24 protein-coding genes are annotated in these 20,717 nt (G+C 42.5%); 8 read left to right on the top strand and 16 right to left on the bottom strand.

Annotated features, from left to right (window positions below; translation table 11 throughout):
- Positions 1-15 precede the first annotated feature (15 nt).
- The 11 genes from flaG to nrfB form a co-directional block, all read right to left on the bottom strand.
- Complete coding sequence (flaG, locus tag ACK5MF_RS13200) at positions 16-477, bottom strand: flagellar protein FlaG (protein WP_416922941.1); 462 nt, start codon at positions 475-477, stop codon at positions 16-18.
- A 67-nt stretch (positions 478-544) separates the two neighbouring features.
- Positions 545-1,675 carry a flagellin gene (locus ACK5MF_RS13205; RefSeq protein WP_416922943.1) on the bottom strand — a complete coding sequence of 377 codons (1,131 nt, stop codon included), beginning with the start codon at positions 1,673-1,675 and terminating at the stop codon, positions 545-547.
- Positions 1,676-1,899: 224 nt separating this feature from the next.
- Positions 1,900-3,039: a flagellin gene (locus tag ACK5MF_RS13210; RefSeq protein ID WP_416922945.1), complete on the bottom strand. Its 1,140-nt coding sequence runs from the start codon at positions 3,037-3,039 to the stop codon at positions 1,900-1,902.
- Positions 3,040-3,311: 272 nt separating this feature from the next.
- The gene (locus tag ACK5MF_RS13215) at positions 3,312-4,445 is read right to left on the bottom strand and encodes a flagellin (protein ID WP_416922947.1); all 1,134 of its coding nucleotides are present in this window, start codon (positions 4,443-4,445) and stop codon (positions 3,312-3,314) included.
- Positions 4,446-4,605: 160 nt separating this feature from the next.
- Entirely contained in the window at positions 4,606-5,511 is a 906-nt protein-coding gene (locus ACK5MF_RS13220) for a Dyp-type peroxidase (protein ID WP_416922949.1), read from the bottom strand.
- Positions 5,512-5,644: 133 nt separating this feature from the next.
- Positions 5,645-6,103 carry a cytochrome c-type biogenesis protein gene (locus ACK5MF_RS13225; RefSeq protein WP_416922951.1) on the bottom strand — a complete coding sequence of 153 codons (459 nt, stop codon included), beginning with the start codon at positions 6,101-6,103 and terminating at the stop codon, positions 5,645-5,647.
- 1 nt (position 6,104) lies between these two features.
- Positions 6,105-6,659 (bottom strand): DsbE family thiol:disulfide interchange protein, encoded by a 555-nt coding sequence (locus ACK5MF_RS13230; protein WP_416922953.1) that lies wholly within the window; start codon positions 6,657-6,659, stop codon positions 6,105-6,107.
- The gene (locus ACK5MF_RS13235) at positions 6,652-8,547 is read right to left on the bottom strand and encodes a heme lyase CcmF/NrfE family subunit (protein ID WP_416922955.1); all 1,896 of its coding nucleotides are present in this window, start codon (positions 8,545-8,547) and stop codon (positions 6,652-6,654) included. Before ACK5MF_RS13235 ends, ACK5MF_RS13230 begins: the two co-directional genes overlap by 8 nt.
- A complete protein-coding gene (gene nrfD, locus ACK5MF_RS13240) occupies positions 8,548-9,525 on the bottom strand; it encodes a cytochrome c nitrite reductase subunit NrfD (RefSeq protein WP_416922957.1) in 978 nt (325 codons plus the stop codon). It abuts the gene before it with no gap.
- Positions 9,526-9,527: 2 nt separating this feature from the next.
- Positions 9,528-10,214, bottom strand: a complete 687-nt coding sequence (nrfC, locus tag ACK5MF_RS13245) for a cytochrome c nitrite reductase Fe-S protein (RefSeq protein WP_416922959.1) — start codon at positions 10,212-10,214, stop codon at positions 9,528-9,530.
- A gap of 1 nt (position 10,215) precedes the next feature.
- Positions 10,216-10,797, bottom strand: coding sequence for a cytochrome c nitrite reductase pentaheme subunit (nrfB, locus tag ACK5MF_RS13250; protein ID WP_416922961.1), 582 nt, complete (start codon positions 10,795-10,797; stop codon positions 10,216-10,218).
- A 464-nt stretch (positions 10,798-11,261) separates the two neighbouring features.
- On the opposite strand from nrfB, the gene nrfA reads away from it, so the two are divergent.
- Positions 11,262-12,680, top strand: a complete 1,419-nt coding sequence (nrfA, locus tag ACK5MF_RS13255; RefSeq protein WP_416922983.1) for an ammonia-forming nitrite reductase cytochrome c552 subunit — start codon at positions 11,262-11,264, stop codon at positions 12,678-12,680.
- A gap of 93 nt (positions 12,681-12,773) precedes the next feature.
- On the opposite strand, the gene ACK5MF_RS13260 is transcribed toward nrfA, so the two are convergent.
- On the bottom strand, positions 12,774-13,322 hold the full coding sequence (locus ACK5MF_RS13260; RefSeq protein ID WP_416922963.1) for a nitrite reductase: 549 nt from the start codon (positions 13,320-13,322) through the stop codon (positions 12,774-12,776).
- Between the two features lie 90 nt (positions 13,323-13,412).
- Between ACK5MF_RS13260 and ACK5MF_RS13265 the strand changes: the two genes are divergently transcribed.
- On the top strand, positions 13,413-13,751 hold the full coding sequence (locus ACK5MF_RS13265) for a DUF2956 domain-containing protein (RefSeq protein ID WP_416922985.1): 339 nt from the start codon (positions 13,413-13,415) through the stop codon (positions 13,749-13,751).
- A gap of 49 nt (positions 13,752-13,800) precedes the next feature.
- On the opposite strand, the gene ACK5MF_RS13270 is transcribed toward ACK5MF_RS13265, so the two are convergent.
- The gene (locus ACK5MF_RS13270) at positions 13,801-14,082 is read right to left on the bottom strand and encodes a winged helix-turn-helix domain-containing protein (RefSeq protein ID WP_416922965.1); all 282 of its coding nucleotides are present in this window, start codon (positions 14,080-14,082) and stop codon (positions 13,801-13,803) included.
- Positions 14,083-14,361: 279 nt separating this feature from the next.
- On the opposite strand from ACK5MF_RS13270, the gene ACK5MF_RS13275 reads away from it, so the two are divergent.
- The 4 genes from ACK5MF_RS13275 (at position 14,362) to ACK5MF_RS13290 (ending at position 16,859) form a co-directional block, all read left to right on the top strand.
- A complete protein-coding gene (locus tag ACK5MF_RS13275) occupies positions 14,362-14,712 on the top strand; it encodes an ArsC family reductase (RefSeq protein WP_416922987.1) in 351 nt (116 codons plus the stop codon).
- 36 nt (positions 14,713-14,748) lie between these two features.
- Positions 14,749-15,882: a succinyl-diaminopimelate desuccinylase gene (gene dapE / locus ACK5MF_RS13280; protein ID WP_416922967.1), complete on the top strand. Its 1,134-nt coding sequence runs from the start codon at positions 14,749-14,751 to the stop codon at positions 15,880-15,882.
- Positions 15,883-15,984: 102 nt separating this feature from the next.
- Positions 15,985-16,662: a M15 family metallopeptidase gene (locus tag ACK5MF_RS13285; protein WP_416922989.1), complete on the top strand. Its 678-nt coding sequence runs from the start codon at positions 15,985-15,987 to the stop codon at positions 16,660-16,662.
- 11 nt (positions 16,663-16,673) lie between these two features.
- The gene (locus tag ACK5MF_RS13290; protein WP_416922969.1) at positions 16,674-16,859 is read left to right on the top strand and encodes a DUF2897 family protein; all 186 of its coding nucleotides are present in this window, start codon (positions 16,674-16,676) and stop codon (positions 16,857-16,859) included.
- A gap of 37 nt (positions 16,860-16,896) precedes the next feature.
- Here ACK5MF_RS13290 and bamC read toward each other — a convergent pair whose 3' ends face one another.
- Positions 16,897-17,913, bottom strand: coding sequence for an outer membrane protein assembly factor BamC (bamC, locus tag ACK5MF_RS13295; RefSeq protein ID WP_416922971.1), 1,017 nt, complete (start codon positions 17,911-17,913; stop codon positions 16,897-16,899).
- Positions 17,914-17,971: 58 nt separating this feature from the next.
- Entirely contained in the window at positions 17,972-18,850 is an 879-nt protein-coding gene (gene dapA / locus ACK5MF_RS13300; RefSeq protein ID WP_416922973.1) for a 4-hydroxy-tetrahydrodipicolinate synthase, read from the bottom strand.
- Between the two features lie 315 nt (positions 18,851-19,165).
- Between dapA and ACK5MF_RS13305 the strand changes: the two genes are divergently transcribed.
- Entirely contained in the window at positions 19,166-19,708 is a 543-nt protein-coding gene (locus tag ACK5MF_RS13305) for a glycine cleavage system protein R (RefSeq protein ID WP_416922975.1), read from the top strand.
- A gap of 9 nt (positions 19,709-19,717) precedes the next feature.
- Positions 19,718-20,191 carry a thioredoxin-dependent thiol peroxidase gene (bcp, locus tag ACK5MF_RS13310; RefSeq protein WP_416922977.1) on the top strand — a complete coding sequence of 158 codons (474 nt, stop codon included), beginning with the start codon at positions 19,718-19,720 and terminating at the stop codon, positions 20,189-20,191.
- A gap of 134 nt (positions 20,192-20,325) precedes the next feature.
- Here the strand turns inward: bcp and ACK5MF_RS13315 are convergent, their stop codons facing one another.
- Positions 20,326-20,682: a transposase gene (locus tag ACK5MF_RS13315; RefSeq protein WP_416922979.1), complete on the bottom strand. Its 357-nt coding sequence runs from the start codon at positions 20,680-20,682 to the stop codon at positions 20,326-20,328.
- Positions 20,683-20,717 lie beyond the last annotated feature (35 nt).

The raw sequence follows: 20,717 nt of genomic DNA on the forward strand, positions 1-20,717 counted from the left end.
ACCTCAAAAATACATTTACACCTTAGCCGACAATAAGCCCGATTTATGGTCCTGCTGTCGGGAAAGACGCCGTAATACTTCAAGCATTTCTTCTTCAGGAATTTGACGGATAATGTCACCTGTTGAGGCTTCATACACCGTTACAACATCCCGACCCGATTCTTCATCAACTCTGAAAGATAACCCTTTATTGATAGAGTTAACGAAATTGCTAACTTGTTCTACCATTTTAGCTCGTCGTTCTTCATTCAGCTTTTCACGTTCTCGAGAACGCTCTATTGCTGCCTCGACCGACTGTTGCTTGGTCTTCTCCAGTTGATCCGAAATACGCTCATTGATTTTCTCTGAGCTTTCGACTGGTCGTTCTTCCTTTTTCAAAGTAGAAACGTTACTTACGCTTTCATTTTTTGAAGCAAATTTGATGCCACTTTGTGAGCCGAAAGGCTGGACGTTCGATGTGTATAATGGTACTTCCATAACAATCTCCCTTCCACCTTAGAGGTTCTAAATTATGCTACCTATAAAGCTCAAATAGCTAAATGGGTTAGCCTAATAAGCTAAGAGCCGCAGATGGTGACTGCTTCGCTTGCGCCAATACCGACGTACTCGCTTGTTGTAAAATTTGCGATTTTGTCATTGCAGTGGTTTCGCGCGCGTAGTCAGTATCTTTAATTCGACTACGTGATGCATTCACGTTTTCGTTAATGTTCTCTAGGTTGCTGATTGCATGACCAAAACGGTTTTGGAATGCACCTAGTGAAGCACGCTCGCTATCCACTGCTTTCAACGCACCGTCGATAACAGAAATGGCTTCTTGAGAGCCACCAACCGTTGATACATCAATGTCTTTTACGGTCATCGCTTGAGCTTCACCAAAACCGATCTCAGCACCAAGATCACCGCCGATAGTCACGTCGCCTTGAACTTTCTGCGTTGCTGCAAAAAGTTGTAGTTTGCCACCTTCTCCGACTGATGCTCTGATATCGTCATTTTGACCGTTAATGTAAGTGGCAACTTCTTCAAGGTCATCACCAGCTCTTGCGGAGATAGTCACCTCACGAGCATCACCTTGTTTATCGGTGTAGTTTAGCGTTAAATCTTTCGCTTCGCCTACTTTCCAATCTGCCGCTTTACCTTCTTGAGCACGGTAAGCTTTACCACCCATGTCGGTCGTATCTGAACGCATGTTACTCATAGATAAAGCGACTGCTTCACCTGAATCGGCACCAATTTGGAAAGATTTGCTGCCGAAAGAACCATTCAGTAGTTTATTACCACCAAATGATGTTGTTTCAGCAATACGGTTTAATTCGTCATTAAGTGCAGACACTTCTTCTTGAATCGCTAAACGCTCAGAACGAGAGTTAGAGCCATTAGAAGATTGCAAAGAAAGGTCACGCATACGTTGAAGGATATTGGTAGTTTCATTCATTGCACCTTCAGCCGTTTGTGCAATAGAGATACCATCGTTCGCATTTCTTACCGCCATGTCTAAACCACGGCTTTGAGAAGTTAAACGGTTTGAAATTTGTAGACCTGCGGCATCATCTTTTGCGCTGTTGATTCGGTAACCCGAAGACAAACGCTCCATCGATTTTTGCGTACCGTCTGCTGCATTGTTCAAATATCGCTGCGCAGTCATCCCCGCGACATTCGTGTTCACACTTATTGCCATATTGATCTCCTTAGGCAGATTGTTGATATACCTTCGAGTCTCTCACCTCTCTCCGGTACACCTCATTTCTCTCGTAATCTGTAACGGCGAAGAATTAATAACCTTTAGAGAAAAAATATAACTTTTACGCAAAACAATTAAACAAATGAAGAATTAATAAGCAAATCAATAAATTAAAATGAAAAAAATCCAGCCTAAGCTGGATTTTTTCATCTGGAAGCGGATTAACCTAATAGGCTAAGCGCTGCGTTTGGAGCTTGTTTAGCTTGTGCCAACACTGTGCTCGATGCTTGAGAAAGAATTTGCGACTTAGTTAGTGCCGTTGTTTCTTTCGCGAAGTCAGTGTCTTTGATACGACCCTTAGAAGCATTCACGTTTTCGTTAATGTTGTCTAAGTTACTGATTGCATGGTTGAAACGGTTTTGGAAAGCACCTAGTTGTGCACGGTGGCTATCTACAAATTTCAACGCTGAGTCGATGATAGCAACAGATTCTTGAGCGCCACCTACTGATGTTACGTCGATAGCATTAACTGTTACCGCTTTACCTTCAGCAGAACCTAAACCTAATTCACCAGCAAGAGAGCCACCAAATGCAACTTCGCCATCTAACTTGTCAGTACCTGCGAATACTTGTAGTTTACCATCTTCGCTTACAGACGCTTTAACTGTGTCTGTTTGACCGTTGATGTAAGTTGCAAGTTCTTCGATATCATCACCAGTTTTTGCTGTGATGCTGATAGTTTGCTCTTGACCAGCTTTATCAGTGAAAGACATAGTTAGGTCATTTGCACCTGATTGTACGCCCCAGTTCTTATCTTTGCCTTCAGTAGCTTGGTAGCTAACACCACCCATCTTAGCGTTGTCGCTACGCATGTTGTTTAAGCTCAACATTACCGCTTCACCTGAGTCAGCACCGATTTGGAATGACTTAGTTGCGAACGTGCCGTTTAGTAGCTTGTTACCACCGAAAGAAGTGGTTTCTGCGATACGGTTTAGTTCGTCGTTAAGTGCAGATACTTCTTCTTGAATCGCTACGCGCTCAGACTTAGAGTTTGAACCGTTAGTTGATTGTAGTGACAAGTCACGCATACGTTGTAGAATGTTAGTGGTTTCATTCATCGCACCTTCAGCAGTTTGAGCAATCGAAATACCATCATTCGCGTTGCGTACTGCTACGTCTAAGCCACGGCTTTGAACGTTCAAACGGTTAGAGATTTGTAGACCAGCTGCATCATCTTTTGCGCTGTTGATTTTTGAACCAGACGATAGACGCTCCATAGACGTTTGTTGTGCGCTAGTTGCACCGTTTAGGTAACGTTGAGCTGTCATTGCTGATACGTTTGTATTTACATTCACTGCCATGATTATTTCTCCAATTGATTTTCCGGTAATTCAGGTTTCCGACGTCTCGGAAAACCAAGTAGTTCTCTCAAAGTTACTTTCTATAACGGCTCTTATTCGAAAACCTTTAGAAAATTTTTTCATTTTTTTAAAAAAACTTCGTTTGGCGACTTAAACGTAACGAAAGCGTTAAAAATGTAAATTAAGTTATTTTCTTATTAAAGATTTACCCAACCACGTCGATAAACCTCAGTTTTCTTTTTGCTTAGGTTGATTAGGCTTTGATTGCAAGCTTAACCCAATAAAGATAAAGCCAAATTAGGCTGCTTCTTCGCTTGAGCCAAAATCGATGTACTCACTTGTTGCAGGATCTGCTGCTTAATCATTTGCGTTGTTTCTTTCGCGTAGTCGGCATCTTTAATCCGACTATTAGAAGCAGCCAAATTTTCATGCACGTTATCCAGGTTATTGATTGCGTGTGAAAAACGATTTTGCAGAGCACCTAACTCGGCGCGATGGCTATCAACATATTGCAATGCAGTATCTAACACCGAGACAGCTCGTTGAGCACCACCGACACTACCAATATCTAAGTCATTGACTGATTCATAGCCTTTGAGATCCATTTGAAGCTCATCGGCTAAATTGCCACTGAATGATAAAGTGCCTGACGTCTCTTTTCCGGCCATAAAGATCTGCAATTGACCATTTTCATTGACCGATGCTGATACTGCATCCGTCTGCCCATTGATGTAAGTTGCCAGCTCTTCGATATCATCACCCTGTTTGGCATGAATTTGGATTGAAGCATCTTGACCACTGGTATCAAGGTAATGAATGACTAATTGACTATTGCCGCTCGTAACTTGCCATTGTTCATCAAGTACACGACGCCCCACATAGCTAAAGCCACCCATATCAACACTGTCAGAACGCATGTTTTTCAGCGACAACTGAACCGCTTCACCAGAACTTGCACCTATCTGAAAAGAAGATTTACCAAAGCTACCATTGAGTAGTTTTCGACCACCAAAAGAGGTTGTTTCAGCAATTCTGTTCAATTCATCGTTCAAAGCGACCATTTCTTCTTGTAAAGCACTTCTCTCCGCTTTGCTGTTGGAGCCATTGGCCGATTGAAGGGATAAGTCACGCATACGTTGCAGTAAGTTAGTGCTTTCTTGCATTGCACCTTCCGCGGTCTGCATGATGGAAACACCATCATTGGCATTGCGCACAGCGACATCAAGTCCGCGCATCTGAGTTTCCAGACGATTCGATATTTGCAATCCTGCCGCATCATCTTTAGCACTGTTTATCTTCTTACCCGAAGACAAACGCTCTAAAGATTGGCTAAGCATTTCTGTTGCTGAGCTCAAATGTCTCTGGGCAACTAAAGCTGAAACATTTGTGTTTACCGTTATCGCCATACAGACGTGATCACCTATTGCTGAATCATTCTGTTAGCTATATCGGTGGCGTGTGGATTTTCTTTAGTCACCGTTTGACTAAAAACAAAAACCGGACATAACAAAAACCGGACATAGTGTCCGGCTTTGAAATTTAGTGCTTTTAATACTGTTTAGTGATTTATGCCTTTAGTGACAGGCTCGCCAGCATTTTTTGAGAAGGAGCAAAGAAGTACGCCCCAGTCACGGCATGAGTGAAACGAAGCAGTTGATCTGTTTTACCATCGGTCACACCGTACATGCTTTCTAACATCACTTTCATGTTATGCAATGTATGACAATACGAGATAAAGAGTAAACCATGTTCACCACTCACCGTACCATAAGGTAAACTGTGACGGAGGATCTTCAAGCCTTTACCTTGTTCTTTGATATCAACACGACCGACGTGAGAAGCGGCGGGCACATCATCCAATTCAATAGAATCGGGTTTGGTACGACCAATCACTTTTTCTTGAGCTGAAATATTCAACCGATTCCACGCCGGCAGATCATGCACAAAACGTTGTAGCAACACATAGCTACCACCAGCGAATTCACCATCAGCGATAAGTGCAACTTCTTGACGTTTTTCATCTTTCGGATTTTCAGTTCCATCAATAAAGCCCGTCATATCACGCGCATCCAGATAACGGAAGCTGTAAGTCTCATCAACCACTGTCACATCTTCAACCGTTTCAGCTAGGAATGTGCGTAAAACGTAGAACAGCAGATCGTGGCGAGTTGAATGACAATGAATAAGCACATCGACATCGGTACTTGGCGCAACAATTTTGCCTTCACCCAGTGGTTGAAAATCGATCAGCTCTTCCGGCATAGATGCATCAAGCTGTTGCCAGAAAGCTTTAGTAAAAGACACAGAGAGAGTTAACGCAGCCCCTGGTTGATTCGCGTTAAGGTCGGCAATTTTTGCGGGTAACGCTTGAAGCTGCTTTAGAACACGAGCGTGATTCTGGTGAATTTTCAAAAGGGTATAGAGTGCAAATGGACCTGCTTCCGGCAGAATTGCAGTCTGTGACATTGACATAAAAAGTCCTCACTATTCATTTATGCTCAGTGGTTATGGGCTTAGTGTAATTTAAAATAAATTATCCATGTTGACCATGATCATGAGTTAATAACGATTATGACCGATACAAAACAGGCACTTGAAAGCAAGTTTAATTAGCGGTTGAACGTCTAATACGCAGCAATGATAGCAGAAAAAAGATCACCGCACAGAGGAAAGGCAGCCCCCAGAGAAGAGCATTTGCCAATGATAATTTGGGTTTATAAAGGACAAAATCACCAAATCGTTCAGTCATATAGTCAATCACCTGTTGCTCACTTTTTCCCTCATTCATCATCTTAAATACCACTAACTTCAGATCTTGGGCAATCGGTGAGTTAGACTCGACTAAATTTTGATTTTGGCATTGCGGACAACGCAACTGTTTGGCTAAAGAAATCGCTTTTTTTTGTACCAGAGGGTCATCGAATTCAAATAACTCAACTTCTGCTACTCGCTGTTTATCGGCAGAGATAAACTCACTCTGAACATTTGCTTGTGCTGGCGTCATGTTTGTTAACAGAACGGCAAGAACCAAAACCGCCATACTTAACAGATGATGAAATCCCACGTTATTGCTCCGAATGAATAAAGTAGTCAGAAAAGGACGCTTGCCAAACCGAATCGGTTAACTCCCCTGAAAACTTTTTAATTATGCTTCCCTGGCTGTTTACCAGATAAGTTTCCGGGGTCCCTATCACTCCGATATCTAACGCCAAAGCACCATTAGCATCATAGATAACGTGTTGATATGGGTTGCCTAAATGAGCTAGGTATTGTGTTGCAGATCCAACACTATCGCGATAATTCAATCCAATAATCGGGACACCTTGTTTTTGCAACGAAAGTAAAAACGCATTCTCACCCTTACAGATGCCACACCATGATGCCCACACATTAACCAGTTGGTAAGGCGCTGAGAATACCGACAAGTCCAACTTTTGCTCTGGCTGTAATAAGCTCTGAATAGAAAATGTCGGGAAAGCTTGCACCGTACTCACTTGTTCTGATGGCACGCTCTGATTTATAAGCCCCGAGATAAGTACGCCGACAAAAACCACCACGAGGATAAACAGCAAACACAAGCGACGAATTTTTGTTTTATTAGCTTTTACTTCATTAATCATCGTTAGCTACTTTTGAACCAATAGAAAACATAAGTTGAACAGCACCTCCCGTCATTGCAATAAAAACACCAAGCCAAACCCACCAGATATAAGCCTTATATTGAATTTTCACCGCATAAGCCGTGTGAGAAACTTTTTCACCTAATGTAACGTAATAATCACCATGCCAGAAGGTTTGGATCGCGGGTTCACTCATATTCATAACGCGAACTGGGTAATGCCTACGCTCGGGTGTTAACACGAAGCGTTGACCTTTTGTATTGCTAAACTCCATCTCACCTTGTTCAGCGGTGTAGTTTGCACCGTTATACCAATGTGTATCCAGGTACGACAATTTCCAGCCCGAAAACTGTACAACACTTCCCGGCTCTAAACGTCGGTTCATCTCAAAGGAGTACTCAGCATTCATCACTGCACCAACGACACTAACAGTAAACCCAATATGCGCCAATGCCATAAATAAGGCGCGTTGCTTTTTATGCCAAACATACCGAATGTGAGTAACAGCAACCCAGCTCGCCAAACACCATACTAACCAGATTGAAATATTGAAATCATCAATTTGAAGGTGATACAGCAAGCTACTGATAAATACCGATAACACAATGAACATCGCGATTTGGCGTCTGTTAACCAGCGCCCCTTTACGCCACTTCAGTAGCGGAACCATACCGATAAACAACAAGCTGATAGAGGCAATGGGCGCAATAAATGTATTGAAATAAGGAGCGCCGACTGAAATGTTGCCTAATTTCAGCAGCTCATAAACCATAGGATAAAAAGTACCGAGGAATACAATAAAAGCCGTAAGAGTAAACACACCGAGAGCAACCAATAGCAGATAGCCACGACTTAACGGTGTAACAAGATTGGCCTTTTCAATTTTTTCACCACGAAAGATCAACAATAAAAAGCAGCCAAAAAGCAAAAGTGAGAAAATGCCTAGCAGAGCAATACCTTTACCAGGGCTAACGGAAAAAGCATGAACGGAGGTTAAAATGCCAGACCGAACAATAAACGTACCAAGAATACTCAGGCTGAAAGATATAAATGACAGAGAAATCGACCATTGAGGAAACAAACGAAAACGCTCAGTAGCCACTAATGAGTGAAGTAATGCGGTTCCAGTCAACCAAGGAAGCAGTGAAGCATTTTCTACTGGATCCCAAAACCACCAGCCGCCCCAACCTAGCTCTTTATATGCCCACCAAGAACCTAAAATAATGCCCGAGCTCAAAAATATCCAAGCACTGATTGCCCAAGGCTTAGCGAGTACAACCCAATCATCAAAATACTCTTGTTGTAATAACGCTGCACAAGCAAAAGCTAACACGGTTGAGTAACCGATATAACCTAAATAAAGTAATGGCGGATGAACAATAAGCCCTATATCTTGCAGCATAGGATTTAAATCACGCCCTTCTTCAACATATAGAGAAGCATACTCAAATGGATTCGACCCAAGTAGAGTAAACCAACCAAATGCCATGGTCAGCAGCCCCATAATCCACAACACATCTTGCTGGTAGCTTTTTCGCCAACCTTTAGCAAAACTCATCATTGCAGACCACGAACTCAGAGTGACAACCCAGAACAGCATTGACCCCTGATGCCCGCCCCAAGCTGCTGCCAGTTTATAAGGAGTTGGCAACTGAGAGTTGGAATTTGCTGCTACATAGGCAAAAGTAAATTGATCGGTTAAAAAACAAACCGCTAAAGCAGAAAAACTAATGAGTGAGAGAAAGGCAATTAAACGCGTTGATAAAGTAATGCTAGTATCGCCAAGATGACGATACCAGCGAGAGTAGACGTAGTAGATGCTTTGTAACGAGGCTAAAACGACCGCAAAAATAACGCTAGCTAGCCCCAATTCACCTATCCAACTCATTTATACAACCGTCATTTGTCCTGCATATAAGATAAAGGTACGCAACATCAACACACCAATCAAACTTAACGCGGTAACAGCGAAAATGAACACAGCAGAATGTTTTAAGCTCTTAGGAACCAACGCATTTAACACCAATGGCAACAGCATCCCCATAGTGATCACACCAAACCAAAACCAAGTAGCCCAGAAACCACTTCCGATTGCATTCCAGGCCGCAGCTTGACCTTGACCACCGCCAAAAATAAGACCGGTGAAAAACGTCACTAATACAAAAAGTTCAAACAAAACCACAGGGCGTTCAAAGTTGTGAATCCAACTGACACTCGTGCTATGCGCCGATTCTTTAAACACTAATATGCCAAACAACAAGCAAGCAGCAGCGCCTGATGACAAACTAGAGAATAAAAACAGAATTGGCAGCACAGGGTTGTTCAACATCGGATACGTTTTCAGCGCCGACAATAAGAATCCAGTATAAGCGGCGAGCATAATAGCCAGTATGCCGAGCACTAATTCTATGCCATTGCTCACTTTACCGAACTTAAGCAGCAAACCATCAACCCAATTCAACAACTTACCTGGCAGTTTGAGTTTTCCTTCGGCAAAATGGATTATCGGATTGCGGAATAAAATACCAATCCAAATAAACAGCACCACCATGTAAACCTGGAACAGGATAACCCCCATAGACATGACTGATGTGGTGTTATAGAACAACATGATTTTCCAGAATGCCCAAGGCTTGGTTAAGTGGAAAATCAAGATGGTCAAACCAGCAATAATGCCGAATGGTGCTAGCCATGCCGTCGCTTTCAAAATGCCGTTATTAGCAGGGTCGCCTTCAATCACTTTACGCTTTAAATAAAGTGAAATCATCACAGCGCCTGCTGACATACCCGCCAGAAATAGGTAAATAGCAATAATCCAATCCCAGACCAGCGAGTCAAAATGGAACGCATTTTCCCATCCACTCATAATTAAATCTCCCCTTTCTGGTGTGGCACTTTGTACAACTTAGGTTCAGTACCCAAATGCACTTTGTCGCGATAAACGGTATGCGTGTTAATCATTTGGTTAATTTCACTTTGCGGATCGTTAAGATCGCCAAATACCAAAGCTTTGGTTGGACAAGATTCAACACACGCAGGCTGTTTTCCTTGCGCCAAATTGGTGTCTCGGCAGAAGTTACACTTATCGGCGGATTTCGTTACTGGGTTAAAGAAGCGAACTTGGTAAGGACAAGCAGCCAAACAGTAACCACAACCAACGCATTTGTCTCCGTTGACTTCAACAATACCCGTTTTTTCATCTTTATATGCAGCACCTGTTGGGCACACATAAGTACACGGTGCATTATCACAATGTTGACAAGATTTACGGGTAAAGCGGTAATCCACGTCTGGAAATTGTCCTTGTGGCTCACTACGTATAATGGCTAAGCGGGTAACACCCTCGGGCACTTTGTTTACTTCACGGCAGGCCTCAGTACACGCCGTACAACCAATACATGCGGTCTCATCATGTAGCATGCCATAACGCTTATTGCCTACATCCTCAACCTTGGCAAGTGTTTTCCCACTATGCAAAGTGGCACTACCAACAACACCAGTAGTGAAGATCAGTGCACTCGTGTTGGTTAAAAAACTGCGTCTTGAACAACTCATGTTACCTCTCCTCTTTTAAGTAGTTAAAGTCAGAGTGGCAGTCCACACACAGTTGAATTTGACTCTTATGATCAAGCCCCAACACTTTGCCTTTGACATCATGCACATTGTGACAATTCGAACAGGTCAAATTCTTCGCGTGAACGTCATGTGTCCAACTATTTTTGCGTAAATCTTCAGGGGTATGACAATCCGTACATTGACTATTCGCTTGCAATATAGCCTCTGGACTTAGCTGAACTTTTTCTGTCCCTTGTTGAGATTGTGCGCTAGAAAATTTAGTAACAAGAGGAGCGCCGTCGCGGTGATCTGGACCAATATTATTGTGGCATTCAGTACAGTTGATATCTCGACCTAAAGTTTGGTGCGAGTCTTCACCATGAGAACCCAATAAGGTTTCTTTGGAGTCTTTGTGACATTGAGTACATTTGTAATCTTTATCACGGATAAATGTCACTTCATGGCGTGTAACTGACTTTTCAATAACCGGATCGTCAGCAACAGCATAAAGAGAATAACCATAGAGACAAAATGCGAGAACGGATTTCAGCATTATGACTATGGCCAATTTGAAATTGCCCATATTATTCTTTCCTTAAACCCATTATTCACCAAATAGATAAATAAAGGCTAAAAATAAATTTATTGTATTGTTTAATAAAAACAACACTCAATGAATTCAATTCTTATTAATTAGAAAGCCACAACGCTATAAGGGGTATTATATATTCAGATTTGTCCTAAGGAAGTCTAATTTTAAATAAAAGTTGATATAAATCACTCTATTTAAAACAAAAAAAATAATTAATGATAATAATTACCAATTATAAATAAATACAAAAATACCACCAAAGAGGTATTAATGATGTGGCGAGATCTAGATCACCAGTATAAATTGATCTAAGACAATAATTATTTAACCCTGAGTTACACCACTGATTAAGCTCATCTAAAATAAATCAAGTTCTCTAATTCTTATTTTTTAAAAAAGCCAGTTCACAACGCTGTCTATAAAAACAGAATTATGGAGATAATATTGTGAAAAATATGCACTGGATATTAGGTTCCGCTGCAGCTTTACTATTAACTGTGGGCTCAACCTGGAGTACCGCAAGCATAGCTGCACCTGAAAAACAGAGAATCGAACCACGCAACCAAGTGTTTGAGCAGAATAACCCTGATCAATACAAAACTTGGAAAGCAACTTCTGAAAGTACAGATAACACAGATGCACTAGCTGAAGACCCAAATATGGTTGTATTGTGGGGTGGGTACGGTTTTTCAAGAGAATACAACAAAGCACGCGGTCACTTTTACGCGGTGGAAGATGTGCGTAACATCCTGCGTACCGGTGGTCCAACTGACGAAAACTCAGGTCCGATGCCAATGGCTTGCTGGACCTGTAAAGGTCCTGACGTAGCACGCGTTATTGATGAGCGCGGTGAAGATGGTTATTTTGCCGGTAAATGGGCTCGCCTAGGCGCTGAAATCGTCAATCCTATTGGTTGTTCAGACTGTCATAATACGGCAAGTGAAGAGTTCAAAAACGGCGAACCGGCTCTGGCTCAAACTCGTCCGCATGTTAAACGTGCATTTGATGCTATCGATAAACCTTTCGAGAATCAGTCTCGCCTGGATAAACAGGCATCTGTTTGTGGTCAATGTCACGTTGAATACTATTTCGTTAAAGATAAGAACAATGCGGTGAAGTTCCCTTGGGACGAAGGCACAACGGTTGACGAAATGGAGCAATATTACGACTCAATCGGTTTTAGTGATTGGACACATAATATCTCTAAAGCACCAATGCTTAAAGCTCAGCACCCTGGATATGAAACTTGGCGTGAAGGCATCCACGGTAAAAACAACATTACTTGTGTAGACTGTCATATGCCGAAAGTGACCAACGAAGATGGCACAGTATTCACCGATCATAAAGTGGGCAACCCATTTGACCGTTTTGAAGACACCTGTGCACAATGTCATACACAAACAAAACAACAACTGCGTGATATTGTTTCTAGCCGTAAACAACAAGTTCAAAAGATGAAGCTAACCGCAGAGAAACAAATTGTAGCCGCTCATTTTGAAGCCGGAGCAGCTTGGAAAGCAGGTGCGACAGAAGCTGAAATGAAAGATATCCTGCAAGATATCCGTCACGCACAATGGCGTTGGGACTATGCCATTGCTTCTCACGGTGTACACATGCATGCACCAGAAGTCGCTCTTGAAGTTCTAGGAACAGCAATTGACCGAGCAGCGGATGCTCGTACCAAACTTGCTCGCCTACTTGCGACAAAAGGCATTACAGAACCGGTGAAGATTCCTGATATCTCAACCAAAGAAGCAGCGCAAAAAGCGGTAGGACTCGATCCAGAGCAAATGCGTCAAGAGAAAGAACATTTCCTTAAAACACTTGTTCCACAATGGGATGAAGCCGCTAAGAAACGTGAAGCGCAGTACTAAGCTTGCACGCCTCTGAAAATGACAAATGCCGACCACAACAGGTCGGCATTTTTATTTGCAGCAAGACTCCCATCAAGGAGAAAAAATCATATTTTAAGAGCGACGACCTTCAAGTAAGGCCTTTGCTTGATTTAATAAAACAACGGTTTTACGGCGATCAACCTCAGGTTGATTTGAATCCAGTATTTGTACCCAAAGATCGATAGCTTGCTGATAACGAAAACTAATAAAATGGTCACTCGCCAAAAGCGTTAATGCGGCCAAATTGTTTGCGTCCAACGATAAAGCTCGAGTCAATAAGGCTTCTATTTCAGGTGTCAAACGCTGCTTATTTTGGTAATATATAGCGCTGGCTTTACCCGACAACTGATTTGCGCTCGGCGACTCAGATAATCGAATCGCGTAGTCAAAGCATGTTGTTGCGGCAGAAAAATCTTGTTCAAAAAGATATCCTTGCCCCAATTGAAACCACAAATCAGCTTGATTTGGGTCAGCTCTTAACTGCTGTTGCAACTCTGTCATAATGTCAGCGGAAGATTTTAGTTTGACATGTTCAGCCACGGTTGGTTGTGGCTTGTCACCTAGCAACCAACCATAAACAGGAACAGAAACGATAAGTGCAACAGCAAGTAATGATTTCATCGATTTAACATTCCTTTCGCTTATCACAATGCATAAAAAGTCTATCGTGTTACCCTATAAATAACATTGATCAATACAGATTTATTGCTTATGACCCAGAAAATAATTCCTTCACAACAAACACAACAACAAGCGATGGCAATGGCCAAAGCTGTACAGAAACCAGGACAAACCAAAGAACAAACAAAACTCATTGCTCAAGGCATAGAAAAAGGCATTGCGCTATACAAAAAACAGCAGAAAGAGAAAAGTCGTCAAGCAGATAAAGCGCGTAAAAAGGTTTTGAAAACTAAGCAATCCGGTTCAGAAATGCAAAACTCACAACAGTTTAATGATTTTGAAACAGTGGACAACACTTCAAACCGATTACCCTGGATACTACTAGCAATAAGCTGGATAGGATTCATCGCCTATTGGTTTATTTACTAACTGCTTATTTACTAACGAATAGATAGAGAAAAAGCCAGCAAAGCTGGCTTTAAAATCCTAAACTTGCCGCAATATCATTTTTGCGGTCAAAAACCCATTGGCTGTCGAATGGTCCCCAGTCGGATAATTGGTAGTAACCATCATTGTGACGTCTACCGTCTTGAACAAACATGAGTTCAATACCTATGCCCGGAAGTGCTTTAATCACATCCTGAATAGTGCGACGAGGCCAGCCCGTTTTCTCAATAAGTTTCGGCACATTCGGCCGTTCAATGCTTTCCACTAACAAAGCTAAATATAAGCGCCTTGCAAAAACAGGACTCAATTCCATTGATACCTCCTCATCAATACAAGGCTCATTATTTCTTTTTTACCTCGCAACGTGTTGCGTTTGATCAATAACTTTTCAATACAATCCAAATCAAACCGCTTTTTATTCTTACGAAGCCTTTTGTCACGACAGTGTCTTCCTGTTAGGATTTGGCAAACAATAAATAATTCAGCCATTTTTCGAACCGCGAAAAGCTATCATTAGCAAAAAACTATCGTTAGCAAAAAAGCTATCTCCAATAAACTGGACGGTTCAGGGCAGAGGGAAAGTAAGGGAAAAATAATGATAATGATGTATGGCATACCAAACTGCGACACGATTAAGAAAGCTCGGCGATGGCTGGAAGCCGAAGGTGTCGCATACCAGTTTCATGATTACCGCAAACAAGGTATTGATGCTGAATTGGTCACAGAGTTTTGCCAATTTCTTGGCTGGGAAAACGTATTAAACAAACGAGGAACCACCTATCGCCAGCTTGGCCAAGAGCAAAAAGACAGTTTGAATCAACAAAACGCAATTGCTTTGCTGGTAGAACAACCTGCGATGATAAAACGTCCTATTATTCGCTATAACGACAAACTAGAAATAGGTTTCAGCGCAGCAAACTACGCGGCTATTTTCTGCAAATAATTTTACACAATTTCTTTTTTAACAAGGATTTCAAGGATGACAGATAGCCCTGTTTTGGCTCTCGCAAAAGATTTAATCAGCCGCCAATCAGTAACGCCTTTAGATGCAGGTTGCCAAGATTTGATGATTCAGCGCTTAAAAGCATTGGGGTTTGAAATCGAATCGATGGTGTTCGAAGACACAACTAACTTCTGGGCTCGCAAAGGTACGCAAGCACCACTGTTTACCTTCGCAGGGCACACGGATGTCGTTCCCGCAGGCAAAATGGAACAATGGCATACACCACCTTTTGAACCTACGGTTATCGATGACCACCTGCATGGTCGCGGAGCAGCCGATATGAAAGGTTCTTTGGCTTGTATGATTGTGGCTGTTGAACGCTTTCTTGCTGAAAACCCGAACCACAAAGGTTCAATCGGCTTTTTGATTACTTCCGATGAAGAAGGGCCGTTCATTAATGGTACCACTCGCGTTGTCGATACCTTAGTCGAGCGCAATGAAATGATTGATATGTGTATTGTGGGCGAGCCATCAAGCACATTAAAAGTCGGCGATGTGGTGAAAAATGGTCGTCGAGGATCCATTACTGGTGACATCACGATTAAGGGTGTTCAAGGCCATGTTGCCTACCCTCACCTCGCCAATAACCCAGTGCATCAAGCTCTTCCCGCTCTTGCTGAACTTGCATCGATGAAATGGGATGACGGTAACGACTACTTCCCGCCAACCAGCTTTCAAATTCCGAACGTGAGTGCAGGAACGGGAGCATCGAATGTCATTCCCGGTGAGTTTAATGTCCAATTCAATTTGCGCTTTAGTACAGAATTAACCGCTGAAGAAATTCAACGCCGAGTTCACTCAACGCTTGATGCTCACGGCTTAGATTACAATTTACGCTGGACACTGAATGGCCTGCCATTTTTAACCGATGCCGGTGAACTACTCGATGCGGTAGTTAAAGCAGTAAACGAAGTGAATCATCAACAACCGCAACTACTGACGACGGGGGGGACTTCTGATGGTCGTTTTATTGCTCAAATGGGCGCACAAGTGGTAGAGCTTGGCCCCGTCAACGCGACAATCCACAAAGTGAACGAATGCGTTAGCGTCCATGATCTTGAGCTGTTGAGCGACATGTACCAAAAAACGCTGGAGAATCTTTTAGCGTGATGGAGAATCTTTTTGCGTGATGGAGAATCTTTTTGCGTGATGGAGAATCTTTTTGCGTGATGGAGAATCTTTTTGCGTGATGGAGAAACAATTCGCGTGAGCATGACCGCTGAGCAATTAACAGGCAAACACCAATCCCATTTAACCGAAGTTCTGATTGGGCAAAAAATGTTTTTCGTTCATCCAGGAGTTAGGGATGATTTGCTGTCACTCAAAGAGGCAGCAGATAGAGATGGCTTTAACCTAAATATTGCCAGCGGCTTTCGTTCCTTTGGACGCCAGCTAGATATTTGGAATAGAAAAATGTCTGGTGAAGCTGCCGTTCTTGATCAAAACAGCCGACCAATCTCAACAGACACGTTAAGTGACGAGCAAAAAGTGCTGGCTATTTTGCGTTGGTCAGCGCTGCCTGGTGCGAGTCGTCATCATTGGGGGACAGATTTTGATGTGTTTGATAGAAACTCGCTGCCCAAAGAAGGCGGCTTGCAACTTGAACCTTGGGAATACTTACAAGACCACCAGCATAACTTCTATCTTTGGCTAAAAGATCACTTAGCTGAATTTGGCTTTTTCTTTCCGTACCCTTCAAATGGCTCTGGCGTGGCTTTTGAACCATGGCATATTAGCCACCAAAGTACCGCTAAAAGTTGCCTGCAAGCGCTGACTTTGGAGCAACTTGCGGCACAACTGGATACTGCGCCCATTTTGGGTAAAGAGTGCGTGCAGCAACTGCTGCCTAAGATTTACAATCAATACGTCATTAATATCAGTACACGCTAACGGCAACCAGCATGATAGAGTTTCTTTTTAACCCTTGGGTCATCTCAATAATCATTATCAGTGTCGTGATCGGTAATATCGCTGCGTTGAAATACACGGCAAATATGAAATACGGTCAAGAGAAGAAGAAAAGCGATTTAGATAAACTGAATGAGCTTGATAAGCAACACCACAACGAAGAACACCACAAACAATAAAGGACGCACATGCGTCCTTTATTTTATCCAATTGATATTATTTTTTATCAATAACAGCAGCCAGCACTGGCACCATATCTTTCAACAGTTCTTCTTCTACTGGTTTACCTGACGAGTCCGTAACGTTAATCGATGTACGGTTACCCAAGTCACCAAATAAGAAAGTATAAGTGCCTGATTTAAGCTCAATCGGTTGTACGCCGATCTCTTGCCAGAAGTCATCATCCGGAGCTGCATATTTCGCTTTGACAGTACCTTGCGACTGACTACGTTCTTCGATCGTGAAGCCCATACGAGGCAAGATATTCGGTAGACGAGGCCAAAGCACATCGTACGGTGAACGAGCAATGATAACCGGTAGACCACTACGGTCTGCACCCATAGAAATAGGGATTTGTTTCACTAACTCCTGCGCTTTACGAGCAGCTTCTTCTCGCGCGTCAAGATCATAGCGAGTTGTCACTAAATTGGTCATCAGCGCGTTGTAACGCTCTTTATTGGTGGTTGAAACTGGCATCTGTTTGCCATCTTCACGCCAATCGATCAGTGAGACCTTAAATCCATAGCGGTTATTGGCTTCAACACGTATTACTTGGTAACGGGCACCTAATTCAACATCTTCATCTTCTGTAACCCAAGACACCCAGTCAGTTTCAACTCGATCAGAGGTTTGAGAAACCGTTTTGATTTTGCGTTCAGCAATAACCTTTAAAACCGTATCCCAAACTTTATCCGCTTCTTCTTTACGAACCATCCACAGTGAAATTTCACCTTTTTGACGTTCTGCTCGTGCACCAGGAATTAATTCCAAAACTTGTTGCGGCGGGCGAACATCAACAGCAGAGCCTACACCACCGTGATAGTTGCCTTGTGGGATTTCAAAATTTGGGTAAAACTCTGGAGCAGCTCCTTCGGTTAGCTGCCACTCACTGAAGCTTTTCGTCTCTAGGTAGGTAAAATCATCTTTGGCTTGGCGGCGATGAGTTGAATTGGAACATGCACTTAAAACCAAAACAGCTAGTGAACTTATAACTAGCTGACGCGTAAACTTCATTGAAACTCCTAAAATGCACCGAGGTGTATACACACCCCGGCATTGTATGGAAAGCGCCTTAAAAAATACAGGCTTCGGTCATCGCTTGGGCAACAACTGGGCGAGCTTGTTCAGAAAGAGGTGTTAAAGGTAGACGTAGATCACCAAAAGAGATCAAACCTAACTTGTGAGCAGCCCATTTCACAGGGATTGGGCTTGATTCGACAAACAGATTTTTATGCAAAGGCATCAAACGTTGGTTAATTTCCTCTGCTTGGTCAAATTTGCCTTCTAACGCAAGGTGAGTCATATTGGCCATGTCAGCCGCTGCGACGTTATTGGTTACAGAAATAACCCCCTTACCACCAAGTTTGATAAACTCTAAACCTGTCGCATCATCACCACTGAGCAGAACAAAATCATCACCACAAAGTTCGCGATGAAGTGCAACACGGCTTAAATCACCAGTCGCATCTTTCAGTGCAACGATGTTGTCCAACTTCGCTAGACGAGCAACAGTCTCAGGTTTCAAATCAACCGCAGTACGTCCAGGTACGTTGTAAAGGATAATAGGAACTTCCGTCTGTTCAGAAATCGCTTTGTAATGTTGGTAAAGACCTTCTTGTGTCGGCTTATTGTAGTATGGCGTCACACTCAATACGCCAGCAATACCCGTGTTATTTAATAAACGACTGAAGGTAATTGATTCATGAGTCGCATTCGCTCCTGTGCCAGCAATAACAGGAATACGTCCCGCTGCGTACTCAAGCACTTTTTCAACAACTTTAACATGCTCTTCGATAGTCAGTGTGGATGATTCACCTGTCGTACCCACGGCAACGATAGCATCGGTACCTGCATCAACATGGTAGTCGACAAGCTTTTTCAGACTTACAAAGTCGACTTCGCCATCTTGGGTAAAAGGTGTAATTAACGCTACGATACTTCCTGAAAACATGTCTATCTCCATAAATAAATGCTTCCTGCATGGTACTGCATGGCAGTTGAAAAACACAAGAGGCTAACAATGCCTAAATGCCGCTTATCAGTGAATATTCATCACATGTTGGAGCTTTCGCCCACTCTATGTCTTATCGACTATTGTATATAAGCAATCCTTCCTCTTGTTAGAGGTCGGTCATATTTAATTAGCCAATATTGGCGGAGATTGTCTCTATACTGCAACTAACCTATCAAACAGTCATCACAACATAGGGTTACTTAATGAAAAGTTGTGCTAACATGCCAAAAAATAACAACGCGAATTATCAATATGACTCAACATCTTGTGATCACCGCAGTAGGAACTGACCGCCCTGGTATCTGTAACCAAGTGGCGAAACTAGTCACGCAGGCAGGCTGTAATATCGTAGACAGTCGCATTGCGTTATTTGGAAAGGAATTCACATTGATCATGCTGTTATCAGGCAATGCGAACAGCATTACCCGAGTGGAAACAATTTTGCCTTTACTCGGGCAGGAACAAGATTTGATCACTATGATGAAAAGAACCTCGCCGCCAGATCAGCAATCGAATGACTATGTGGTAGAAGTTTATGTGGAATCGGATGACCGCATTGGCTTAACCGAACAATTCACCCAGTTTTTTGCCGTGCGTAATATTGGCTTAGCATCACTCAGTGCACAAACCATCAGTAAAGAAAAATTGCAGCGCAAGAAGAATCAATTCCACATTGCGATTACCGCACATGTCGATGCGGAATATAACCTGATGCAGCTTCAAGAAGAGTTTGATGCACTTTGCACAACACTTGATGTACAAGGTTCTCTTAACTTTATAAAAAGCAGTCAATAAGGAAGAATAATGAACACTTTAAAAGCCGGTTCTCCGGCTCCGGCGTTTTCACTTTTAGATCAGGATGGCAAGCAAGTTACCCTGTCTGACTTTGCTGGCAAAAAAATCCTGTTTTATTTTTACCCAAAAGCAATGACACCGGGTTGTACTGTTCAGGCTCAAGGCATGCGTGATATTCAAACCGAACTTAACGCACTGAATGTTGTCGTGCTAGGTGTTAGTATCGACCCAGTTGCTCGCCTCGGTAAATTCATCGCTCGTGATAACCTCAACTTCATTTTGCTTTCAGACGAAGATCATCAAGTAGCAGAGCAATTTGGTGTGTGGGGAAGTAAGAAGTTTCTGGGGAAAGTGTATGACGGCTTGCACCGTATCAGCTTTCTGATTGATGAAAACGGCATGATTGAACACGTGTTTGATAAATTCAAAACCAAAGATCATCACCAAGTAGTTTTAAACTATTTGCAACAAAACAAAGCTTAATTGCTCCTGTTTAAAACAAATTGAATTTAAAAGTAAAGGGTCAGCGGATGCTGTAATGTCTGTCAGTTAAGCTCAAAAAGACAGAGTTCTCGTTCCCACGGTCTGAAGTGACCCCATAAAGTTGGACATTTCTGTTAAGCGGCTTGCAAGGCCTGATTTCGATATTCTATCGGAGTCAGGCCTTTAAATTTCACCTTAATCCGTTTTGTATTGTAATACTCTATATATTCTTCGATATTTGCAATCAGTTCATCAGCATCAGTGAAGCTTTGACCGTGATACATCTCTGTTTTGAGTAAAGCGAAGAAGTTTTCAGCCACTGAATTATCTAAACAGTTTCCTTTTCTCGACATACTTTGTTGAAGCCCATTATCTACAAGGAGCTTTTGGTAAGTCTTGTGCTGGTATTGCCAACCCTGGTCGCTATGGACAATATGAGAGGTTCCCTTATCAAGCTTGTCTATTGCCTCTTTCAGCTTGTCTGTAACCAAAGGCTAGCGGATGTTCTTCGCTTCTCGGTAAGACA

It is taken from the genome of Vibrio sp., from assembly GCF_047973365.1.
GTDB lineage: Bacteria > Pseudomonadota > Gammaproteobacteria > Enterobacterales > Vibrionaceae > Vibrio.